General features: G+C 74.9%; 12 protein-coding genes and 1 pseudogene. 4 read left to right on the top strand and 9 right to left on the bottom strand.

Annotated features, from left to right (window positions below; translation table 11 throughout):
• Window positions 1-625 precede the first annotated feature (625 nt).
• The 9 genes from ACFV0O_RS23380 to ACFV0O_RS23340 form a co-directional block, all read right to left on the bottom strand.
• Complete coding sequence (locus ACFV0O_RS23380) at window positions 626-1,576, bottom strand: SDR family NAD(P)-dependent oxidoreductase (RefSeq protein WP_380344930.1); 951 nt, start codon at window positions 1,574-1,576, stop codon at window positions 626-628.
• Complete coding sequence (locus tag ACFV0O_RS23375; protein WP_380344928.1) at window positions 1,573-2,913, bottom strand: MFS transporter; 1,341 nt, start codon at window positions 2,911-2,913, stop codon at window positions 1,573-1,575. Before ACFV0O_RS23375 ends, ACFV0O_RS23380 begins: the two co-directional genes overlap by 4 nt.
• Complete coding sequence (locus ACFV0O_RS23370; protein WP_380344926.1) at window positions 2,910-4,136, bottom strand: AMP-binding protein; 1,227 nt, start codon at window positions 4,134-4,136, stop codon at window positions 2,910-2,912. Before ACFV0O_RS23370 ends, ACFV0O_RS23375 begins: the two co-directional genes overlap by 4 nt.
• Entirely contained in the window at window positions 4,133-5,182 is a 1,050-nt protein-coding gene (locus tag ACFV0O_RS23365) for a RimK family alpha-L-glutamate ligase (protein WP_380344924.1), read from the bottom strand. The genes ACFV0O_RS23370 and ACFV0O_RS23365 overlap by 4 nt, the downstream gene beginning before the upstream one ends.
• Window positions 5,179-6,636, bottom strand: coding sequence for a KamA family radical SAM protein (locus tag ACFV0O_RS23360; RefSeq protein ID WP_380344922.1), 1,458 nt, complete (start codon window positions 6,634-6,636; stop codon window positions 5,179-5,181). Before ACFV0O_RS23360 ends, ACFV0O_RS23365 begins: the two co-directional genes overlap by 4 nt.
• 6 nt (window positions 6,637-6,642) lie before the next feature.
• Window positions 6,643-8,349, bottom strand: a complete 1,707-nt coding sequence (locus ACFV0O_RS23355) for a class I adenylate-forming enzyme family protein (protein ID WP_380344920.1) — start codon at window positions 8,347-8,349, stop codon at window positions 6,643-6,645.
• A 196-nt stretch (window positions 8,350-8,545) separates the two neighbouring features.
• Window positions 8,546-10,000, bottom strand: a complete 1,455-nt coding sequence (locus ACFV0O_RS23350) for a flavin monoamine oxidase family protein (RefSeq protein ID WP_380344918.1) — start codon at window positions 9,998-10,000, stop codon at window positions 8,546-8,548.
• On the bottom strand, window positions 9,997-10,263 hold the full coding sequence (locus ACFV0O_RS23345) for an acyl carrier protein (RefSeq protein ID WP_380344916.1): 267 nt from the start codon (window positions 10,261-10,263) through the stop codon (window positions 9,997-9,999). The genes ACFV0O_RS23350 and ACFV0O_RS23345 overlap by 4 nt, the downstream gene beginning before the upstream one ends.
• Window positions 10,253-11,809, bottom strand: a complete 1,557-nt coding sequence (locus ACFV0O_RS23340) for an AMP-binding protein (protein WP_380344914.1) — start codon at window positions 11,807-11,809, stop codon at window positions 10,253-10,255. Before ACFV0O_RS23340 ends, ACFV0O_RS23345 begins: the two co-directional genes overlap by 11 nt.
• A gap of 347 nt (window positions 11,810-12,156) precedes the next feature.
• Here ACFV0O_RS23340 and ACFV0O_RS23335 point away from each other — a divergent pair.
• The 4 genes and pseudogenes from ACFV0O_RS23335 (at window position 12,157) to ACFV0O_RS23320 (ending at window position 18,367) form a co-directional block, all read left to right on the top strand.
• Window positions 12,157-12,887 (top strand): annotated as a pseudogene (locus tag ACFV0O_RS23335) (class I SAM-dependent methyltransferase).
• A gap of 404 nt (window positions 12,888-13,291) precedes the next feature.
• A complete protein-coding gene (locus ACFV0O_RS23330; protein WP_380344912.1) occupies window positions 13,292-14,563 on the top strand; it encodes a cytochrome P450 in 1,272 nt (423 codons plus the stop codon).
• 130 nt (window positions 14,564-14,693) lie between these two features.
• Window positions 14,694-16,694 carry an ATP-binding protein gene (locus ACFV0O_RS23325; protein ID WP_380344910.1) on the top strand — a complete coding sequence of 667 codons (2,001 nt, stop codon included), beginning with the start codon at window positions 14,694-14,696 and terminating at the stop codon, window positions 16,692-16,694.
• 167 nt (window positions 16,695-16,861) lie between these two features.
• Window positions 16,862-18,367 carry an MFS transporter gene (locus ACFV0O_RS23320; protein ID WP_380344909.1) on the top strand — a complete coding sequence of 502 codons (1,506 nt, stop codon included), beginning with the start codon at window positions 16,862-16,864 and terminating at the stop codon, window positions 18,365-18,367.
• Window positions 18,368-18,378 lie beyond the last annotated feature (11 nt).

The raw sequence follows: 18,378 nt of genomic DNA, 5'->3' as shown, positions 1-18,378 counted from the left end.
GGTCGGTGAAGAGCAGGTCCCCGCCGAACAGCAGCAGTTCCACCCCCTCGGCGCTCTCGCCGCGCCCGATCAGGCACTCGGCGACGGCGCTGAGCTTCATCGGCTCGCCGGCCAGCACCTGGACGCCGAAGCCGGTGATCAGGTCGGCGACGTACGGGTTCGGGGCGGCGCCGCCGACGCCGAGGCGGACGTTGTCCACGGGGGCGTGGTGCAGGGCGTTCTCGATGTACAGGAAGCCGCCGTAGAGTTCGCCGGCGGTGAAGAGGTTGGCCACCCGGTGCCCGGGCCGCAGCCCGGCCCGGACGAGTCCGGCGCCGAAGGCGGTCACCGAGTCGGCGTGCTCGGTGCGGGTCCACGGCGAGAACTTGGGGACGCCGGTGGTGCCGCCGGTCTTGTAGACGCCGGCGTCGGTGAGCGGGCCGGTCAGCACCCGGTTGTCGGGCCACGTGTTGGCGGCCCAGAACGCGGCCTGGTCGATCACGGGGAGCAGGTCGAGCCGGTCGACGTCCGGGGGCAGGTCGCGGTAGAGCTCGGCGTAGAACGGCGAGTCGGCGCGGGCGATCCGGATCAGCTCGGCCAGGGGTTTCGCGGGCATGGGCGGACTCCGTGGATGGGGAGGGAGACGTCAGACGGCGGGGGCGGGCTGCCCGAGCCAGGTCCGGGCGAGGGTCTGGACGGCGGAGCCGTCGGGGTCGGCGAGCTTGGCGGCCAGGTAGTCGGCGGCCCACGGGCCGGTGGGCACCCGGAACGGCGGGCGCCGTTCGCGCAGGGTCCGGACCACGACCTCGGCGACCTCCCGGGCCGGCTGGCCGGCCGACTCCCAGCCCTGTCCGCCGACCCAGTCGAGGTAGCCGGCGAAGGTGGGCGCGTACGGGCCGGAGGCGGCGCCGAGGGTGGTCCGGTCGATGTCGGGGAAGACGCCGAACCGGGTGTCCGGGACGAAGCCGGGCACCACCACGGAGACCAGGACGCCGTGCGCCGCCACGACCGGGGCGAGTGCCTCCATGAACCCCTCGACGGCGAACTTGGCCGCGCAGTACGCCTCGTTGAAGGGCTGGCCGACCACGCCGTGCACGCTGCCGAGGGTGACCAGCCGGCCGCCCGAGGCGCGGAGCAGCGGCAGTGCGGCCCGGCTGACCGCGGCGACGCCGAAGAAGTTGACCTCCAGGTTGGCGCGCAGCGCCGCGTCGGTGGACATCTCCACGGTCGGGTCGGAGTTGGACACCCCCGCGTTGTTGACGACGGCGTCGAGCCGCCCGTGCGCCGCCCGCACCGCGTCCAGGCAGGCGGTGACGGAGGCGGGGTCGGTGACGTCCAGTCGGCGGACGTCCAGGGTGACCCCGGCGGCCTCGGCGGCGGCGCGCAGCGGCCCGGCCCGGTCGGGCTCGCGCAGCGTCGCGACGGTGGTGTACCCGGCCCGGGCCGCGGCGACGGCGGTGGCCAGGCCGATGCCGGAGGAGGTGCCGGTGATCAGCAGGACCCGCCCGGCGGGGTCGGTGAGATCGGTAGGGGCAGCGGGGTCGGCGAGGTCGGTGGGGCTGGTGAGGGCAGCGGGGCCGGTGTGCGGGTCGGTCATGCGCCGGCCTCCGGGAGCGCTGCGGGAGCGGACGCGGCGGCCTCGGCGGCCCGCTCGCGTTCGGCCGCGTCGAGCAGCGGCTGGAGGCCGAGGGCCGGGAGGAAGGAGCAGGCGGCGAGCAGGGTGCCGCCGGCCATCACCACCCGGGCGGCGTCCAGGATCCCGAGCGGGCCGGTGAGCAGCGAGACGGCCAGGCCGCCGACCAGCGCGGCGAGCGGGATCACGCCCCAGGTGACGGTGCGGAAGGCGGCGTGCATCACGCCCTGGTTGCGCGCGGACATCCGGGACTGCCGGGCGGGGGCGCTGCACACGTTGATGCAGGACATGAAGAAGCCGTAGCAGCCCATGGTCACCGCGATGACCGGTCCGGCGGGCAGAGCGGGCGCGGCGAGCACGCCGAGTCCGACCAGGCAGTGCAGCAGCAGCGACCAGGCCATCGTGCGGCCCAGGCCGAAGCGCCGGGAGAGCCGGGGCGCGACCAGTGCGCCGGCCAGCGCGCCCACCGCCGCGACCGACATGGCCGCGCCGAAGACACCGACCCGCACGTCCAGGCCGCGGTAGGCCAGGACGGGCAGCACGGTGACGAACACCGGCCCGCCGCAGTTGAGGGTGACGGCGGCCAGCACCACCCGGCGCAGCACCGGGTCGGCCCAGTTGAGCCGGAAGCCCCTGGTCAGCCGCTCCCGGATCGACCCGGCCTCGACCGTCCGCTCGCCCCACGGGCGCATCGAGCGGAAGCAGGCCGCCGAGACGAGGTAGCTGGCCGCGTCGACCAGCAGGGCGGCCACGCCGAGCGCGCCGTAGAGGGCGGCGGCGACGGAGGGCCCGGCGACCTCGGCGACCGAGCCGCTGCCCTCCAGCCGGGAGTAGGCGCGGACCATGCCGTCCTCGGGCACCACGGCGGGGACGGCGACCAGGTAGCCGACGTTGAAGACGATGGTCGCGCCGCTGATGACGGCCACGCAGCCGAACAGCAGCGGGGTGGAGAGCACGTCCAGCGCGTAGGCGAGCGGGATCGCCGCCACGGCGACCAGCCGGACCAGGTCGCAGACCAGCATCGTCCGTCGCTTGTCCCAGCGGTCGACCAGCACCCCGGCGACCGGCCCGAGCAGTGGGATCCCGAGGTACTGGGCCATCGCCACCACACCGACCTGGAGGGCGGAGGCGTGCAGCACGAAGATCATCAGGGTCGGGACGACGAACACGGTGACCTTGTCGCCGACCAGGCTGACGCTCTGTCCGGCCCAGAACACCGAGAAGCTCCGGCCGAGCGGCGCCGGGCGGGCGGGCGGCTGCGTGCCGCTCCGGGCGGCGTCCGCCGCGGGTGCCGCCGTCACGACTCCTCCCGTACGACCAGCGCCGCCGTCTTGCCGGTGCGGCCGTTGCTGACCAGTTCGCCGACCGGTCGCACCCGGAAGGACCCGGGGTCGTGCTGGAAGGCGGTGCTGAGGGTGAAGGTGGCGCCGAACAGCTCCTTGCGCAGCCGCTCGACGTCGGGGGCGGCACCGGGGCCGGCGGCCAGCACCAGCACCTCCACGGAGGCGGCCCGGCCGCCCTGCTCGGTGAGCACCACCTGGGCCCGGGCCACGCCCGGCTCGCGCTCCGCCCGGGCGATCAGCTCGTCCACGTCCAGCCCGAGGCCGCGCACCTGGACGACGCTGTCGCGCCGGCCCAGGACGCGCATCGCCGGTTCCGGCCGGCCGCACGGGCAGGCGGTCAACTCGCCCGCGTCGCCGGTGCGGTAGCGCAGCACCGGGTTGAGCATCTCCGGGTCGAGGGTGGTGAAGTCCAGCAGGCCTCCGGCGTCGGCGTGCACCAGCTGGGACGGCAGCGGGTGGAAGACGTCCGCCGGGCAGTGCGGGGTGTTGGTGCCCACCACCCAGGTCTCGGTGCTGCCGAACATGCCCCAGCGGCGCGCCTGCGGCGCCACCGCCGCCAGGTCCTCCGTCAGCTGTTCCTGCCAGGCCTCGCCGAGCCACAACACCTTGCGCAGCGACGGCAGTTCGACCCCGGCGGCCCGGGCGTGCGCGAACCAGAGCCGCAGCACGCTGGGGGTGCCGCCGATGGCCGTCACCCGGCGCGCGGCCAGGAAGGCCAGCCAGTCGCCGTACTCCTCCCCGGCGACCGAGCCGAGCGCGATGATCCGGCAGCCGGAGAGGTCGGCGAGCGCGGCGGCGAGGAAGTGCGCGCCCCACATCCGCCCGGCGCCCCAGGCGTTGACGAACACGTCGGTGCGGTCGAGCGGCTGCCAGTGGGCGTGCACACCGGCCATGTAGAAGCCGGTGGGGGCGTAGCCGACCTTGGGGGCGCCGGTGCTGCCGCCGCTCTGGAACAGCCAGGTGGCGGAGTGCTCGGCAGCCGGTTCCAGGTGGGCGAGGGCGGTGTTGAGATCGTCCTTGGCGAGGGGCGGCAGTGCGGCGAGCTGCTCCAGGGACCCGGCGTCGAGGTGGCTCGGGTAGCGCGGGGCCAGTGCGGGGACGCTCCGCAGCCGCTCCAGGGTGCGGCGGGCCACGGGCAGCCGGGGCCCGGCGGCCTCGGGGGAGAGGGAGAAGGCGGTCATCGGCGGTCCGTCCGGTGGGCAGGGGAGGGGGTGAGGTCGAGGGTGAGCGGGCGGGCGCCGTCGGCCAGCCACTTCGCGTGGCCGTCCCGGCAGGCGGCGAAGCGGGCCCGGGTGACGTCCCGTTGCAGGGTGCGCTCCGGGTCGGTGAGGTCCGGGGCGATCACGCCGTCCGGCTCCAGCTCGGAGAACCAGTACCGCTCGCCGTCGTACAGGAAGTCGACGCAGAAGAACGGGATCGGCAGCCGCTCGGCGAACCAGGCGGTGGCGGCGGCGAGTTCGAGGGGCACCGGGGGGAACTCCATGGTGCCGCCGCGGCTGGCGTTGGCGACCGGGGAGCCGGGCTCGGGGGTGCGCTTCATCACCGCGTACGGCTGTCCGTCGACCACGTACACCCGGTAGTCGACGGTGCCGTCGCCCAGGTACGGCTGGACCACCAGGGTGGTGTCGCCGCCCTGGGCGAGGCTGGCCAGCCCCCGGACGTCCTCGGGGCCGCGGGCCAGGTTGATCCCGCCGCCGCCGCACCAGCCCGAGGGCTTCACGATGGCCGGGTAGGTCATGGTCCCGAGCGCGACCTCGTAGACGTGCTTGCCGGTGTCGCGCCCGGTCCCGATCCGCACGGTCGGGACGGTCGGCACCGGAGAGCCGGCCAGGAACAGCAGGGTGGCCAGCTTGTCGTTGCCGATCAGCGAGACCTGCGGCGGGAACGGCAGGTAGAAACCGGCCTGTTCGAGCACCGCGTAGAGCGCGTACTGGTTGAAGACGTCCATCGACTGGTACGGCAGCGAGTACAGCGCGGTGATGAAGAGGGTGTCCTCGGGCGTGACGGGCTCGTCGTCCACGTACACCCGGGGGCGCCCCGGCCCGGTGGCGTCGACCGAGACCGCCTCCGGGGCGTGCCGGCTCCAGCGCAGTCCGAGGTCCGCGGCGCACTCGGCGTAGAGGTCCCAGAAGAACCCGTGCCACATCTCGGCCATCCGGGAGGACTCCCGGTCGGGGAAGATCCAGCACATCCGGCGCAGTCCGCCGGTCGGGGGGTGGGCGCTCATCGTGCTCCTCGGGCCGGGTCGGGCGTGCGGGACGGGCCGGCCGGGTGGGCCGGTCCGGCCGGGTGGGGTGCTGCGGACGACCCGGCCCACCAGCGGCGGCCGGACTCGGGAAGGGTGTCCACCGGGTCGTAGTAGGGGTGCCGCCGGTCGAGCGCGGCCTGCGGGCCGTCGCCGTCGCCGTCGGGCGTCGCGTCCAGGCCGGTGCGGTAGTTCTTGGTCCAGTAGGAGATGCCGCGCTCGCGGTCGTACTCCACCGCCTGGTGCACCCAGCGCTTGCCGACGCGCGGGACGTCGCACACCAGGCGCGGGGTGGCGTACCCGGGCAGGTAGCCCATGATCGCCTCCTGGAGGTGCTGCGCCCGGTGCAGCGGGGTCCGCCAGTGCTCCGCGCCCGGGACGAGGTCGCAGAGGTAGAAGTAGTACGGCAGGACGTTCGCCTCGCCCTGCAGGGCGAAGCAGAGGTCCAGCAGGTCCTCCGGGGTGTCGTTGACGCCGCGCATCAGCACGCCCTGGTTGCGGACGTCCCGGACGCCCGCGTCCAGCAGGGCCCGGGCCGCCTCGGCGACCAGCGGGGTGACCGACCGGACGTGGTTGGCGTGGGTGTGCACCGCCAGGTTGACGGCGCGGCCGGCGGCGATCCCGGCGACCTTCGCCACTCCCTCCAGCACCCGGGGCTGCAGCCAGTGCTGCGGCAGGCCCACCACGGCCTTGCTGGCGAGGCGGATGTCGCGCACCGAGCCGAGCTCCAGCAGCCGCAGCAGGAAGGACTCCAGGCGCGGCCAGGGCACGTTGGCGACGTCGCCGCCGGAGACCACCACGTCGCGCACCGAGGGGGTGCGCTTGAGGTAGTCGAGCATCTGCTCCTGCCGGTCGGCGGGGCGCAGCAGCAGCCGGGTCTTGGCCACCTGGGGGGTGGAGGTGCCGACCAGGTCCATCCGGGTGCACTGCCCGCAGTACTGCGGGCAGGTGGCGGTCAGCTCGGCCAGCACCTTGGTGGGGTAGCGGTGGGTCAGGCCCTCGACCGCCCACATGTCCGCCTCGTGCAGCGAGTCCCGCTCGGCCAGCGGGTGGCTGGGCCACCGCGGGTGGCGGTCGGCGCGCACCGGCAGCATGTAGCGGCGCACCGGGTCGGCCAGGAACGCCTCGGTGAAGGCCGTCGGCGTGGTGGGGGCACCGGGTGCCATGGTGTTCAGGACCTGCGGTGGCAGCAGGATCGGCATGGTGGCGAAGTCGGCCTGGTCGGCGACGAGTTCGTCGTAGAACCGGTCGGTGAGCAGGTCGCCGACGACCGCCCGCAGCTGGCGGGCGCTCTTGACGGAGTGGGCGCGCTGCCACTGGGCGTCGCGCCACTGCGCCTCGGTGACCTGCCGCCAGCCGGGCAGCCGGCGCCAGTCGGGCTCGACCAGCGCCGTCCGCGCGTACTGGTAGGGCTGGCGGATCACGGGGTGGTCCATGGTGGTCTACTGGCCGGTGAGGAGGGTGGCGTAGCGGGTGCGCAGCTCGCGCTTGAGCACCTTGCCGGTCGGGCCGAGCGGGAAGTCCGCCGCCGTCCGGGCGATCCGGACGGCGGCGAGCGCCGTCAGCCCGGCCGCGGCCAGCGCCCCGTTGGCTGCGGCCCGCACCGAGTCGGCGTCGGTGTCGGCGGTGTCCTCCTGCAACTGCACCACGGCGATGGGGTGTTGTCCCGTGCCGGGGCCTGCCGGGACGCCGACCACCGAGCAGTCCCGGACCAGGTCCGCGCAGTCGGCCAGCAGCACCTCCTCGATCGGCAGGCTGTAGACCGGGCCGGCGGCGGTGTCGATGACGTCCACCGTGCGGTCGAGGTGGTAGTAGCGGCCGTCGGCGTCGCGGCGGGCGACGTCGCCGGTGAGCCAGTAGCCGGACAGCTCGAAGCTCGCGGTCAGCCGTTCGTCGTTCCAGTAGCCCGGGGTCAGGGAGGGGGAGTCCACGGCGAGCAGCCCGACCGTCCCGTCCGGGACTTCGGAGCCGTCGAGGTCCAGGACGGCGGCCTTGCGGACCACCTCCAGCGGCTTGCCGACACAGCGGTCGTCGCGCGCGCTCTCCGGGGTGGTGACCTGACCGAACAGTGCCATGCCCATCTCCGAGGAGCCCAGTCCGTCGACGAACTGCGAACCGGGCAGGGCGGGTTGCTCGGCCTTCTGCTGCGGCAGCAGCCAGGGGCGGATCAGCCCGGCGGGCCGCTCCCCGAGGGTGACCAGCCGGCGGACGTGCCCGAAGTGCGCGCTGTCGCCGGTGTTGAACCAGGAGTGGACCCGGGCGGCGCCGCGCACCGGCAGCTCCCCGGTGGCCAGTTCGACGAAGGTGCGCGGGAAGGAGGCGACCATGGTCGGCTGGAACGCCTCCATCACCGGCTCCACCACGGTGCGCCGCCAGTCCGACATCACCACGACCGGCAGGCCCAGCAGGACGGCGGTGAGGAAGTAGCTCAGGCCGCCGGCGTGGGTGTGCGGCATCAGCGACATCAGCCGGTCGTACGGCTCGGCGGGGAAGCGCACCATGCGCGGCTGCTTGCCGTCCCAGAACCCGCGGTGCGCCAGCATGGTGGACTTGGGGGTGCCGGTCGTTCCGGAGGAGTGGATCAGCGCCACCACGTCGTCGGCGCCGTGCCGGTACGGGTGATCGGCGGGCAGCTCGACGGCGGCGGCGTCGAAGGCCCGCACCTCGGCGGCGAGCGCGAGGAAGCGCGGACGGCGCCCGGGGTCCTCGCGGTAGGCGGCGGCCAGTCGGGTGGTGTCGTCGGCGACGACCCCGACCACTCCGACGTGGTCCAGGTAACGGACCATCACGTCGTGCCGCATCGCGTCGTTGACCAGCGCGGGGACGGCGCCCAGCGAGGTGAGTGCGAGGAAGTGCAGCAGCGGCTCCAGGCCCTCGGCGATGACGACGGCGACCGGCTCGCCGGGGCGCACACCGTTGGCGTGGTACCAGGCGGCGTAGCGGTCGCGCAGGGCGACCAGGTCGAGCAGGCTGTGGCCGCGCAGCACGACCTCACCGCGGTGGTCGGTGCGGTGGGTGAAGACGAACGGGACGGACCGGTGGGGGTTCGCCGCGACCGCGTGGTCGAGGAAGTTGCCTGCCCCGAGGGCGGGTTCGGTCATCAGCCGCTCCCGGGCGGCGAGGGGCGCGATGGGACTCTGGTCGCTCATGGCGGTCTCCGGACGTGGGGTGCCGGGCGCGGGGTTCTCGTGGAACCGGCGCCTGGGGGAGGGGTGGGGGGAGCTGCCCGCGGGCCCGTCGGGGCGTGCGCGTGCGCGTGCGGGGGTGTGAGGGGGTGCGGGGGTGAGGGAGTGCGGAGGTGCGGAGGCGGGGAGTGGTGCGGAGGTGCCGGTGGGTGCGGTCGGGCTAGCCGCGGTCGAGGACCTCGGCGACCACCCGGTGGCCGGAGCGGATCGCGCCCTCCATCAGCCCGAAGAACGCGGTGCTGGTCTCGGTGCCGGCCCAGTGCACCCGGCGGTGCGGCGCGGTCAGCGTGGGGCCGAGCCGGGTCCAATCCCCGGGCCCCAGCAGCGCGGCGTAACAGCCCCGGCTGAACGGGTCGTCGAGCCAGTCCGTGACGTGGAAGCCGACCGGCTCGGGGAGCATCGGGAACAGCCGCCCGGCTTGGGCGAGGGCCTCGGCGCGCTGCTGCTCCGGGGTGAGCGCGCCGAACCGGTGGGCCTCGGCACCGGTGACGAAGCCGGTCAGGACGCCGATCCCGCCCTCGGGGGAGTCGTCCACGGTGGAGAGCAGCGGACCCCGGGCGTTGACCGACCAGCCGGAGAGGCCGTGGTCGCGCCAGACCGGCGCCGGGTACACCAGGTGGACCTTGACGGCGCAGCCGCGCGCGGTGCGCTCCCCGGCCCGGGGCACCGGCAGGGCGGGCTCGTACGCGATCGCGTCGGCGAGCAGTGGGGGCAGAGCCATCACCGCGACGTCCGCCCGGTACGCGCTCCGGTCGGTGCGGACGGTCACCGCGCGGTCGTTCTGGTGGACGGCCAGGACCGCCTCGCCCAGCCGTACCCGGTCACCCAGCCGCTCGGCCAGCCGCTCGCACAGCCGGTGGGCACCGCCGTCGATCCGGTCCTGCTGGGCGCCTCCGGCGAAGGCGTTGAGGTAGCGCAGACCGCCGCCGGAGCGCAGGTAGAAGGCGAGGTGCAGGACGGAGACGTCGGCGGGGTCGGCGGCGCACATCTCGCCCAGGAAGAGCGGGAAGAAGAGCCTGGCGTCCGGGTGGGAGAGGTGTTGCTCGGCCCACTCGGCGGCGGTCAGGGTGTCCAGCCGTTCGGCGTCCGGGGTCAGCCAGGGGGCCTCCGGCCTTACGGCGGCGGTGAGTTGGGCGAGGCGCTCGAAGAGGTCGCCGAGGGCGACGGCGTTGAGCGGCGGGAACCGGCCGTCCCGGGTGGCGGTGCCGGTGGCCGTGCCGGTGCCGGTCCGGTCCGCCGGGGCGCTGTCGGGGTCGGGATCGGGGTCGCGGTCGAGTGCGAAGCGGCTGGCGCCGAGCATCGTGGTGGGGGTGGTCTTGAGACCCAACTCCGAGGCCAGTGAGAGCAGTTCGGTGTGCCGGTCGCCCAGGTAGGCGGCGCCGCCGTCCACCCAGGCGCCGGGGGCGGCTTCGATGCCGTGGGTGCGTCCGCCGACCCGGTCCCGGGCCTCCAGGACGGTGACGTCGAATCCGCGCGCCGCCAGTCCGGTCGCCGCGGTCAGCCCGGCGAGTCCGGCGCCGACCACCACGGCGGTGCCCCGGCGGTCCTGGCGTCCGTGGCCCTGACGTCCGTCGCCCTCGCGTCTGTGGTCCTCGCGTCTGTGGTCCTCGCTCATGCGACGGTCGCGATGCGGTGCGCCAGGCGGGCCGGAGTGGGGGCGAGCAGGAAGTCGTCGAAGGTCAACTCGACGCCGTGGGTGCGGGCGACCGCGCTCAGCACCCGGGTGGCGACCAGGGAGTCCCCGCCGAGGTCGAAGAAGTCGGAGTCGGCGGTGACGTCCTCGCGTTCCAGGACGCGCCGGAAGACGGCCACCAGGTCGTCCGCCGTGGAACCGGTGCCGGTGTTCGGGCCGGCGGGGGTGGTGAGGTCAGTGCTCATGGGAGGTCTCCTTCGACCTGTCGGGGGAAGCCGCGTAGCGCAGGTGGCAGCCGGCCCGGTCGATCTTTCCGCTCGGGGTGTGCACCAGTCGGGGCACGAGGGTGATCCGGCCCGGTACCAGGTGGCCGGGGACCCGGTCCCGCAGGTAGGACAGCAGTTCGCGGTCCAGCTGCCGGGCCCGGGTGTGCGGGCGCGCCACCACGTACGCCACCAGGGTGGTGCGGCCGGCCGCCGTGGTGCCGGTGACGGCGGCGGCGGTGACCTCGGGGTGGCCGGTGAGGTGCGCCTCGACCTCGGCCGGGTCCACCCGGATGCCGCGGACCTTCAACTCGCCGTCCAGGCGGCCCTGGTGGGTGAGCAGACCGGCCGGGTCGCGGCTCATCCGGTCGCCGGTGCGGAAGAACCGCCCGCCGTCCAGGGTGGTGAACCGCGTCGAGGTCGCCTCGGGCAGGCCGAGGTAGCCGAGCGCGAGGGCCGGCCCGCCGATCAGCAACTCGCCCTGTTCGTCGAGGCGTTCGACGACGTGGGGCAGGGCGCGGCCGATCGGCGCGCGGGTGGTGCCGTCCCAGGTCCGCCCGGGCGCCAGTGGGCCGGCGAGGTCCACGGCGTGGGTGATCTGGGTGGTCTCGGTGCAGCCGTACGTGTTCAGCAGCCGGACCGCTCCGGTGGGCAGCCGGGCCCAGTCGGCCAGTCGGGCCGGTCCGGCGGCCTCCCCGCCGATCACCAACAGGCGCAGGCAGGACGGCAGTCGGTCGCCCGAGTCGACCAGGTGGTGGACCAGTTCGTGCCAGAAGGCGGTCGGCAGGTCCAGCACGGTGATCCGTTCGCGTTCGACCATCCGCAGGAACCGGGGGAACGACCCGCTGTGCGCATCCCGGTCCAGGACGAGGGCCGCGCCCGTGGTGAGGGCCGGGAGGATCTCCTCGAAGCAGGTGTCCCAGTTGAGCGAGGCGAACTGGAGCACCCGGTCCTCGGGGGTGAGGCCGAACAGATCGCCCAGGGCCCGGGCGGTGGTCGCGACGGCCCGGCGGGGTGTCACGACGGGTTTCGGCTGCCCGGTCGAACCCGACGTGAAGAGAATGTAGGCCGGTTGTTCCGGGTCGTTCCCGGCGGGGTTCGCCGGGGGCCGTCCCGGGGGGTCCCCGGTGAATTCGGGTGGTTCTGGTAACTCCCGTAATGGGAGGTCGAGTCGGAGGACGTCACCGGATCGTCCGGACACCGCGGAACGGCACCGTGCGGCCGCCGCCATGGCTTGTCGGCGGGCCGTCGGGAATGCCGGATCGACGGGGCAATAGGTGCCCCCGGCGGCCAGCACGCCGAGAAGTGCGACCACCGTTTCCGGGGTGTGGAGTGCCGGCACGGCGACCGTGCCGGGATCCGGGCCCAGGCGTGTGGCCAGGGCGTTCGCCGACTCCAGGAGCCGGCCGTAACTCAGGGCGTGTCCGTTGTGGACGATCGCCGGACGACGGGGATTTCGACGTGCGATTTCGCTGAACACGTCGATCAGGTCGGGGACGACCCGGAGGGAACCACGATTATTTGACATGCCCGCCCCAAATGGAGCCGAGAAGTGCTCATCCGTGCTCGGCGAACGGCGACTCTACCTTCGAACATGCGTGGCGACAATGGATGTTGAGGGTGTTCTTCCAAGGGGCCGTGACGGAACTGTGAACCACCTGCGGCCGCTGTGGTCGTTCGGGTGAGGACGGTGCCGTAGAAGCGATCTGACGAGATGTCACGAAGTGCCGTTGCGTCAAACCACCGATCACGGAACGTCAGCCGGGCATCCCCGACGCCCTCCCCGTCCGCACCGCCCGCCGGGCCGAACACAAGCGGAGGGCTTGCCCCGGCGTCCGCCGGTTCGCTTCACTACCGCACGGAAGGGGGCGCCACCTGCTCGACTACGACACCGAGGCACGGGCGTACGACGCCTCGCGCGGCGGTGAACCCCGGGCGGCCGCCGCCGCGACGGCCGTCGAACGACTGCTGCCGCAGGGCGTCCGAACACTGCTGGACGTGGCCTGCGGCACCGGCATCGTCACCGCCCGGCTGCGGCGACCCGGCCGCGCCGTCCTCGGGATCGACCGTTCGCCCGGGATGCTGCGGCTCGCGGCGCGGCGCCTCCCGGGCGCGGCGGCCCGCGCGGACGCCACCCGGCTGCCGGTCCGGACCGGCAGTGCGGACGCCGTGGTGCTGGTCCGGCTGCTCCACCTGCTCCCGGCGGCCGGACCGGTCCTGGCGGAGGCCCGCCGAGTGCTGCGCCCCGGCGGGGTGCTGATCACCACCGTCGACAAGGACGCCGCCGCTTCGCCGAACCGAGCGACCTCGCCGAACTCACCGCGCCCCTGCGCCGTCGGCACGCGCCGCGGACGACCGACGATGCCGACCGGCTGACGGGGCAGGCGGCCGCCCTGGGCCTGCGCCCCGCGGGCGGGACCGGATTCACCGGCCTCGGGCAGGGCCGCAGCCCGCGTGCCTGGCGGGAGGCGGTCGAGCGCGGCCGCCTCCCGTGGTGCGCCGACCCGGCCGACGTGACGGCCACCGTCCGGGCGCCGGCCGCCCTGCCCGGCCAGGACGCACCGCGCCCGGACCCGCGCTACCGCCTGCTGTCCTTCCGGACCTGAGCGGGCCCGGCCTCGCCCCGACCGGAGCCGTCCTCGCCCCGAGCGGGCCCGGCTTCGCCCCGAGCGGGACGACGGACCGGCGCCGGCCGTCCTGGGCCACCTCGTGGTCGAGCCCGAGGCGGTCCACGAACTCCACCGAGTCGGCTCCGGCCCGGCCGCCCACGGTGCGCCCGGCCGCCCACGGTGCGCCCGGCCGCCCGCGGTGCGGAAACTCGGCTGGTACGAACGGTCCTTGGTGCGGAAGCAGTGCCTCCGGGGCGCCCGGAGCGTCGGGTTATAGTGCGCACGACAATCGTCAGGGGCGGGCGCCGACCCGCTCCGGCGATGACCTCGTCGGCCGCCCCGACGCAGGAACCGGCACCTCGTCACCGCGGTGCTCCCGCACCCCGAGAGGTCCGCCGCCCATGGCCGAAGCGCGCTTCAGCGTCCTGTCCGAGGAGTTCGACGCCGCACCCGAGCGGTACTTCGGGTGGCTGCGGGAGCACGCGCCGGTGCACCACGAGCCGACGGTGGAGGCCTACTTCGTCTCCCGCTACCGGGACGTCCGGCGGGTGCTGGAGGATCACGAGGCGTTCACCACCGAGACGTTGCAGCAGCGCGCCGAGCCCGTGATGCGCGGGCCCGTCCTCGCCCGGATGACCGGAGCGGAGCACACCGCCAAGCGGAAGATCGTCGTGCGGTCCTTCACCGGACCGGCGCTGCAGGACCAGGTGCGGACGATCCGCGCCAACGCCGCCGAACTGGTCACCCCCTTCCTGCCCACCGGACGGATCGACCTCGTCAACGACTTCGGCAAGCCCTTCGCCGTCCAGGTGATGCTGGACGTCCTCGGCCTGGACAAGGAGGACCGGCCCCGGGTCGCCGCCTGGCTGGCCGGGGTCGGTGAGTTCATCACGAGCGTCGGTCTGACCGACGAACGCCGCCGGCACTGCCTCGCACTCGCCCTGGAGCTGGAGGCCCACCTCGTCCCGGTCATCGAGCAGCGCCGCCGGCACCCGGGCACCGACCTGATATCGACGCTGTGCACGGCCGAGTTCGACGGCGTCGCCATGACCACCCGTGACGTCACCGCGCTGGTCGTCAACGTCCTGGTGGCCGCCGTCGAGCCCGCCGACAAGACCCTCGGCCTGCTCTTCCGGCACCTGATCGACCACCCGGAGCAGCTCGCGCAGGTCCGCCGGGACCCGGCCCTGCTGTCCGCCGCCGTCGCCGAGACCCTGCGCCTCACCCCGCCCGTCCAGCTGGTGCCCCGCCTGGCGCAGCACGACACCGAACTCTCCGGCACCGTCGTCCCCGCGGGCGCCACCGTCTTCTGCATGACCGGTGCGGCCAACCGCGACCCCGAGGCCTTCACGGCCCCGGACGTGTTCGACCTCCACCGGCCGGACCTGGGCACCGCCCGTTCGTTCACCGCCGCTGCCCGGCACCTGGCCTTCGGCACCGGACTCCACCAGTGCGTCGGCGCCGCCTTCGCCCGCGCCGAGATCGAGACCGTCGCGGCGCTGCTGCTCCCGCTGTTCGACCGGGTCCGGCACAGCCCCGGCTCCCGCTACCGGGAGACCGGCCTGTACACCCGCGGCCCCGTCGCCCTGCCGCTGGACTTCACCCCCGTCCACCACGGCGTACCCGGCCACGACGGCGTACCCGGCCACGACGGCGTACCCGGCCAGGTCTGACGCCCGGAGCGGCCCGACGCCCGGCAGGCCCGACACCCGGCCGCGCGGATGACCGGAATCCGGGCCTCGACTCGTGAAACCCGACGGACACCCACAGGTCCGGCACCGACACACGGAGAAGGGAGCCGTCATGGCGTCCGTCCAGGAGAGACTGAGCAACGCACGGGTCCAGGCCTTCATCGGCCGCGACGACGAACTGGAAGGCTTCGCGCGCGCCCTGGCCGGCGATCCGCAGTCCCCGTTCGTGTTCCACGTGGTCGGCCCCGGCGGCATCGGCAAGTCGACGCTGCTGCGACGGATGGCGGACCGCGCCCGGGCGACGGGCCGACCGCTGCTGGAGCTGGACGGCCGCTTCGTGAGCCGGGACCCGGCCGACTTCGAACGGGCCGCCGCGCCGTTCCTGGAGGTGCCCGGGACGGTCCTGTTCGTCGACTCCTTCGAGCACTGCCAGTGGCTGGAGACCTGGCTGTGGCAACGTTTCCTGCCCCGCGCCGCCGACGACACCCTGGTCGTCCTGGCGGGCCGGCTGGCACCGCAGCCTCAGTGGACCGCCGATCCCGCCTGGGCCGGGCTGCTGCAGGTCCGTGAACTGCAGCCGTTCTCCGCGGAGCAGGCGCGGAGCCTGCTGGCCGCGGCGCAGGTCCTGCCGCAGCTGCGTGAGCGGGTGCTGCGCTTCGCCGGGGGCAACCCGCTGGCGCTGTCGCTCGCGGCCGCCGCCAGGGCGTCGGACTGGAGCCGCGAGGACGTCTGGGCGCCCTCGGCCGACGTCCTGCGCACCCTGCTCTCCGGCCTGATCGGCGAGGTGCCGACGGCCGCCCACCGTCGCGCGCTGGAGCTGGCGGCGCAGGCCTACTCGACCTCCGAGGAACTCCTCGCCTCGGTGCTGCCCGAGGAGGACGCCCACCAGCTGTTCGGCTGGCTGCGGGGACTGCCCTTCATGGAGTCCACCCACCGCGGGCTCCACCCGCACGACGCCGCCCGCGAGACCCTGGCCGCCGACCTGCGCTGGCGCGCCCCCAACGCCTTCGTCGCGATGCGCCAACGCCTCGCCGAGGAGTACCTGCGCCTGCTCCGGGAGGCACCCGAGGAGCAGGTCTGGACCGTCACCGACGAGCTCTTCTACCTGTTCCGGGAGGGCGAGATCGTGGCCCGCCTGCGCACCTGGTCCCGCGAGGACGAGGTGCACGACCGGCCGCTGCAGCCGGACGACCTCGACGTGGTGCTGCGCATGGCCGAGCAGACCGAGGGCCCGGCCTCGGCCGAGCTGGTCCGCTACTGGGCGCGGCGTCAGCCGCAGGCCTTCAGCGTCTACCGCCTGGTGAGCACCGGCCGCGTGGTGGCGTTCACCGCCCGCCTCGCCCTGCCCGCCCCCGCCGACCCCGAGGACGTGGCCGCCGACCCGGTCGTGGCCGCGGCGTGGGCGTACACCGAGGCCACCGCGCCGGTGCGCCCCGGCGAGCACATCGGCATCAGCCGCTTCACGGTCTACCCCGAGCGGTACCAGGTGCCCTCCCGGGTCATCGACCTGAGCAGTTCCCGCGCCCAGGCCGAGTCCGCCCGGGCCCGCGCCCGTGCCTACGGCTTCGCGGTCTGGCAGGACGCCGACGCGTGGGCCGAGCGGGTCAGGGGCAGCCTCACCGACACCGGCGCGCGGCCGCGGGTCGGCGATCGCACCTACGGCGTGTTCGGGGTCGACTGGCGTCACGTCCCCGTCGAGACCTGGCTGCGGCACTTCATCTCGGCCACGGCCGTGCCCGTGCAGGAGGCGCCGTCGGCGGTCTCCCGCAGCGCCTTCGAGCAGGCCGTGCGGGAGGCCCTGGCGCACTGGCGCGACCCCGGGGCGTTCGCCGCCTGCGCGCTGCTGCGGGCCCGGCTGGCGGCCGACTCGGCCGATCCCGTCGAGGACCTGCGGGCGCTGCTGCGCGAGGCCGTGGACGATCTCGCCCGGGACCCGCGCGGCGCGCGCGCCCGGGAGGCCCTGACAGCGGGTTACTTCTCCGGCGCGCCCACCCAGGAGGCGGCCGCCCGCCGGATGGGCCTCCCGTACGGGACCTACCGGCGACACCTGCGCCAGGGCCTGGACCTGCTCTGCGAAGCGCTCTGGCAGCGCGAGCTGCACGGCGCCGACTAGGCACACGGGGCCCGGGGCCCGGCACGCGGGGCCCGGGGCCGGGCACCGGGCCGGGCGTGCCGCCGGCCGTGCCCGACGGCGCGGTGGACAGGTGTGGACAGCGGTGGACAGTGCCCGTCCCCGTCAGCCCTGGCAGGTGGACAGCGCCCGCCCGGAAGCTGTGCGGCATGAACCTCGTACGGACACCGAAGGGGTCGGCGACCGGCCGTTCCCCGCGACCGGGAGCGGCGCTCGCGGCACTCGCCGCAGCCCAGTTCACGGTCATGCTCGCCACCTCGATCGTGAACGTCGCACTGCCCCAGATCCGCGCCGGGACCGGGCTGTCGGACGGCGCGGTCACCTGGGTGGTCAACGCGTACGGCCTGGCGTTCGGCGCGCTGCTGCCGGCCGGCGGACGGGCGGCGGACCTGCTCGGACGCCGCCGGGTGCTGATCGCCGGGGTCGGGCTGTTCGCGGCCGCCTCGCTGGCGGCGGGACTGGCCGCCACCCCGGAGGTGCTGATCACCGCCCGGGCCCTCCAGGGCCTCGCCGCGGCGGCGATCGCCCCGGCCGCGCTCGCCCTCGCCCTGGCGCAGGACCCGTCCGGGCCGGGGCGCGGCCGGGCCCTGGGGGTGTGGGGCGCGGTCTCCGGCGCGGGCGGCGCGGGTGGCGTGCTGCTGGGCGGGGTGCTCACCGAGGCGTGGGGCTGGTCCTGGATCTTCCACGCGGTCGCCCTCGGGTCGGCGCTGGTCCTCGCCGCCGTGGTCGTCCTCGTGCCGGCGGACGCCGGACCGGCGGCCGACCGGGGCGCAGGGCGGTTCGACCTGGCCGGCACCCTCACCGGGACACTCGCCCTGACCTGCCTGGTCTGGGGCCTGACCACCGCACGGAGCGAGGGCTGGGGCGACGGCCGGGTCGTGGGCGCGCTGGCCGCCGCGGGCGTCCTGCTCGTGGCCTTCGCCGTGATCGAGCGCCGCCGGCCGAACGCGCTGATACCGCCGAGACTGCTCACCACCGGGCGGGTGGCCACCGGCAACCTCCTGATGGCCCTGCTGGGCTCCGTGTGGATCGCCCTGTTCTTCTTCCTGCCGCTCTACCAGCAGCAGGTCCTCGGATCGGGGCCGCTCGCCACCGGGGCGAGTCAACTCCCGCTCGCCGGGGCCAACATGCTCGGCGCCTCGCTGGCGCCGCGGATCGCCCGGCGGTTCGGCGCCACCACGACCGCGGCCGCCGCGCTGCTCACCGAGGCCGCCGGCCTGCTGTGGCTGTCCCGGATCGGCGCCGAGGGCAGCTACGCCACCGACGTCCTCGGCCCCAGCCTCCTGATCGGCCTGGGCCTCGGCACCGCCTTCGTCCAGCTCACCGCGCTGGCCGTGGAGGGCGTCCCGCCCCGGGACGCCGGGCTGGCCGGCGGACTGGTCAACACCACCCGCCAGGTGGGCGGCGCGATCGGCCTGGCCGTCCTGACCACCCTCGCCGGGTCCGTCACCGCCCACGCGGCCGTTCACGGGTCCCACCCGGAGGCGCTCACCGCCGGCTACCGCGCCGCCTTCGCGGTCTCGGCCGCCGTGCTGACGGCCACCGCGCTGCTCGCGCCGCTGCTCGTCCGGTGCGCCGGCGGGAAAGCGGTCGCGGACGCCGCCCCGTCGCTGCCCGATCACCGCGAACCCCGGGTCGGACGGACCGCCGCCTGACCCGGCCGACC

It is taken from the genome of Kitasatospora sp. NPDC059577 (genome assembly GCF_042735475.1).
Lineage (GTDB): Bacteria > Actinomycetota > Actinomycetes > Streptomycetales > Streptomycetaceae > Kitasatospora.
This window is presented reverse-complemented; position numbering and strand designations above follow the sequence as displayed.

What these genes read in the sequence shown, in the direction of transcription:
- ACFV0O_RS23350 (WP_380344918.1), bottom strand. Translation starts at nt 10,000, where the DNA reads ATGAGCGAGGACCACAGACGCGAGGACCACAGACGCGAGGGCGACGGA.
- ACFV0O_RS23370 (WP_380344926.1), bottom strand. Translation starts at nt 4,136, where the DNA reads ATGACCGCCTTCTCCCTCTCCCCCGAGGCCGCCGGGCCCCGGCTGCCC.
- ACFV0O_RS23325 (WP_380344910.1), top strand. Translation starts at nt 14,694, where the DNA reads ATGGCGTCCGTCCAGGAGAGACTGAGCAACGCACGGGTCCAGGCCTTC.
- ACFV0O_RS23360 (WP_380344922.1), bottom strand. Translation starts at nt 6,636, where the DNA reads ATGGACCACCCCGTGATCCGCCAGCCCTACCAGTACGCGCGGACGGCG.
- ACFV0O_RS23365 (WP_380344924.1), bottom strand. Translation starts at nt 5,182, where the DNA reads ATGAGCGCCCACCCCCCGACCGGCGGACTGCGCCGGATGTGCTGGATC.
- ACFV0O_RS23330 (WP_380344912.1), top strand. Translation starts at nt 13,292, where the DNA reads ATGGCCGAAGCGCGCTTCAGCGTCCTGTCCGAGGAGTTCGACGCCGCA.
- ACFV0O_RS23340 (WP_380344914.1), bottom strand. Translation starts at nt 11,809, where the DNA reads ATGTCAAATAATCGTGGTTCCCTCCGGGTCGTCCCCGACCTGATCGAC.
- ACFV0O_RS23380 (WP_380344930.1), bottom strand. Translation starts at nt 1,576, where the DNA reads ATGACCGACCCGCACACCGGCCCCGCTGCCCTCACCAGCCCCACCGAC.
- ACFV0O_RS23345 (WP_380344916.1), bottom strand. Translation starts at nt 10,263, where the DNA reads ATGAGCACTGACCTCACCACCCCCGCCGGCCCGAACACCGGCACCGGT.
- ACFV0O_RS23355 (WP_380344920.1), bottom strand. Translation starts at nt 8,349, where the DNA reads ATGAGCGACCAGAGTCCCATCGCGCCCCTCGCCGCCCGGGAGCGGCTG.
- ACFV0O_RS23320 (WP_380344909.1), top strand. Translation starts at nt 16,862, where the DNA reads ATGAACCTCGTACGGACACCGAAGGGGTCGGCGACCGGCCGTTCCCCG.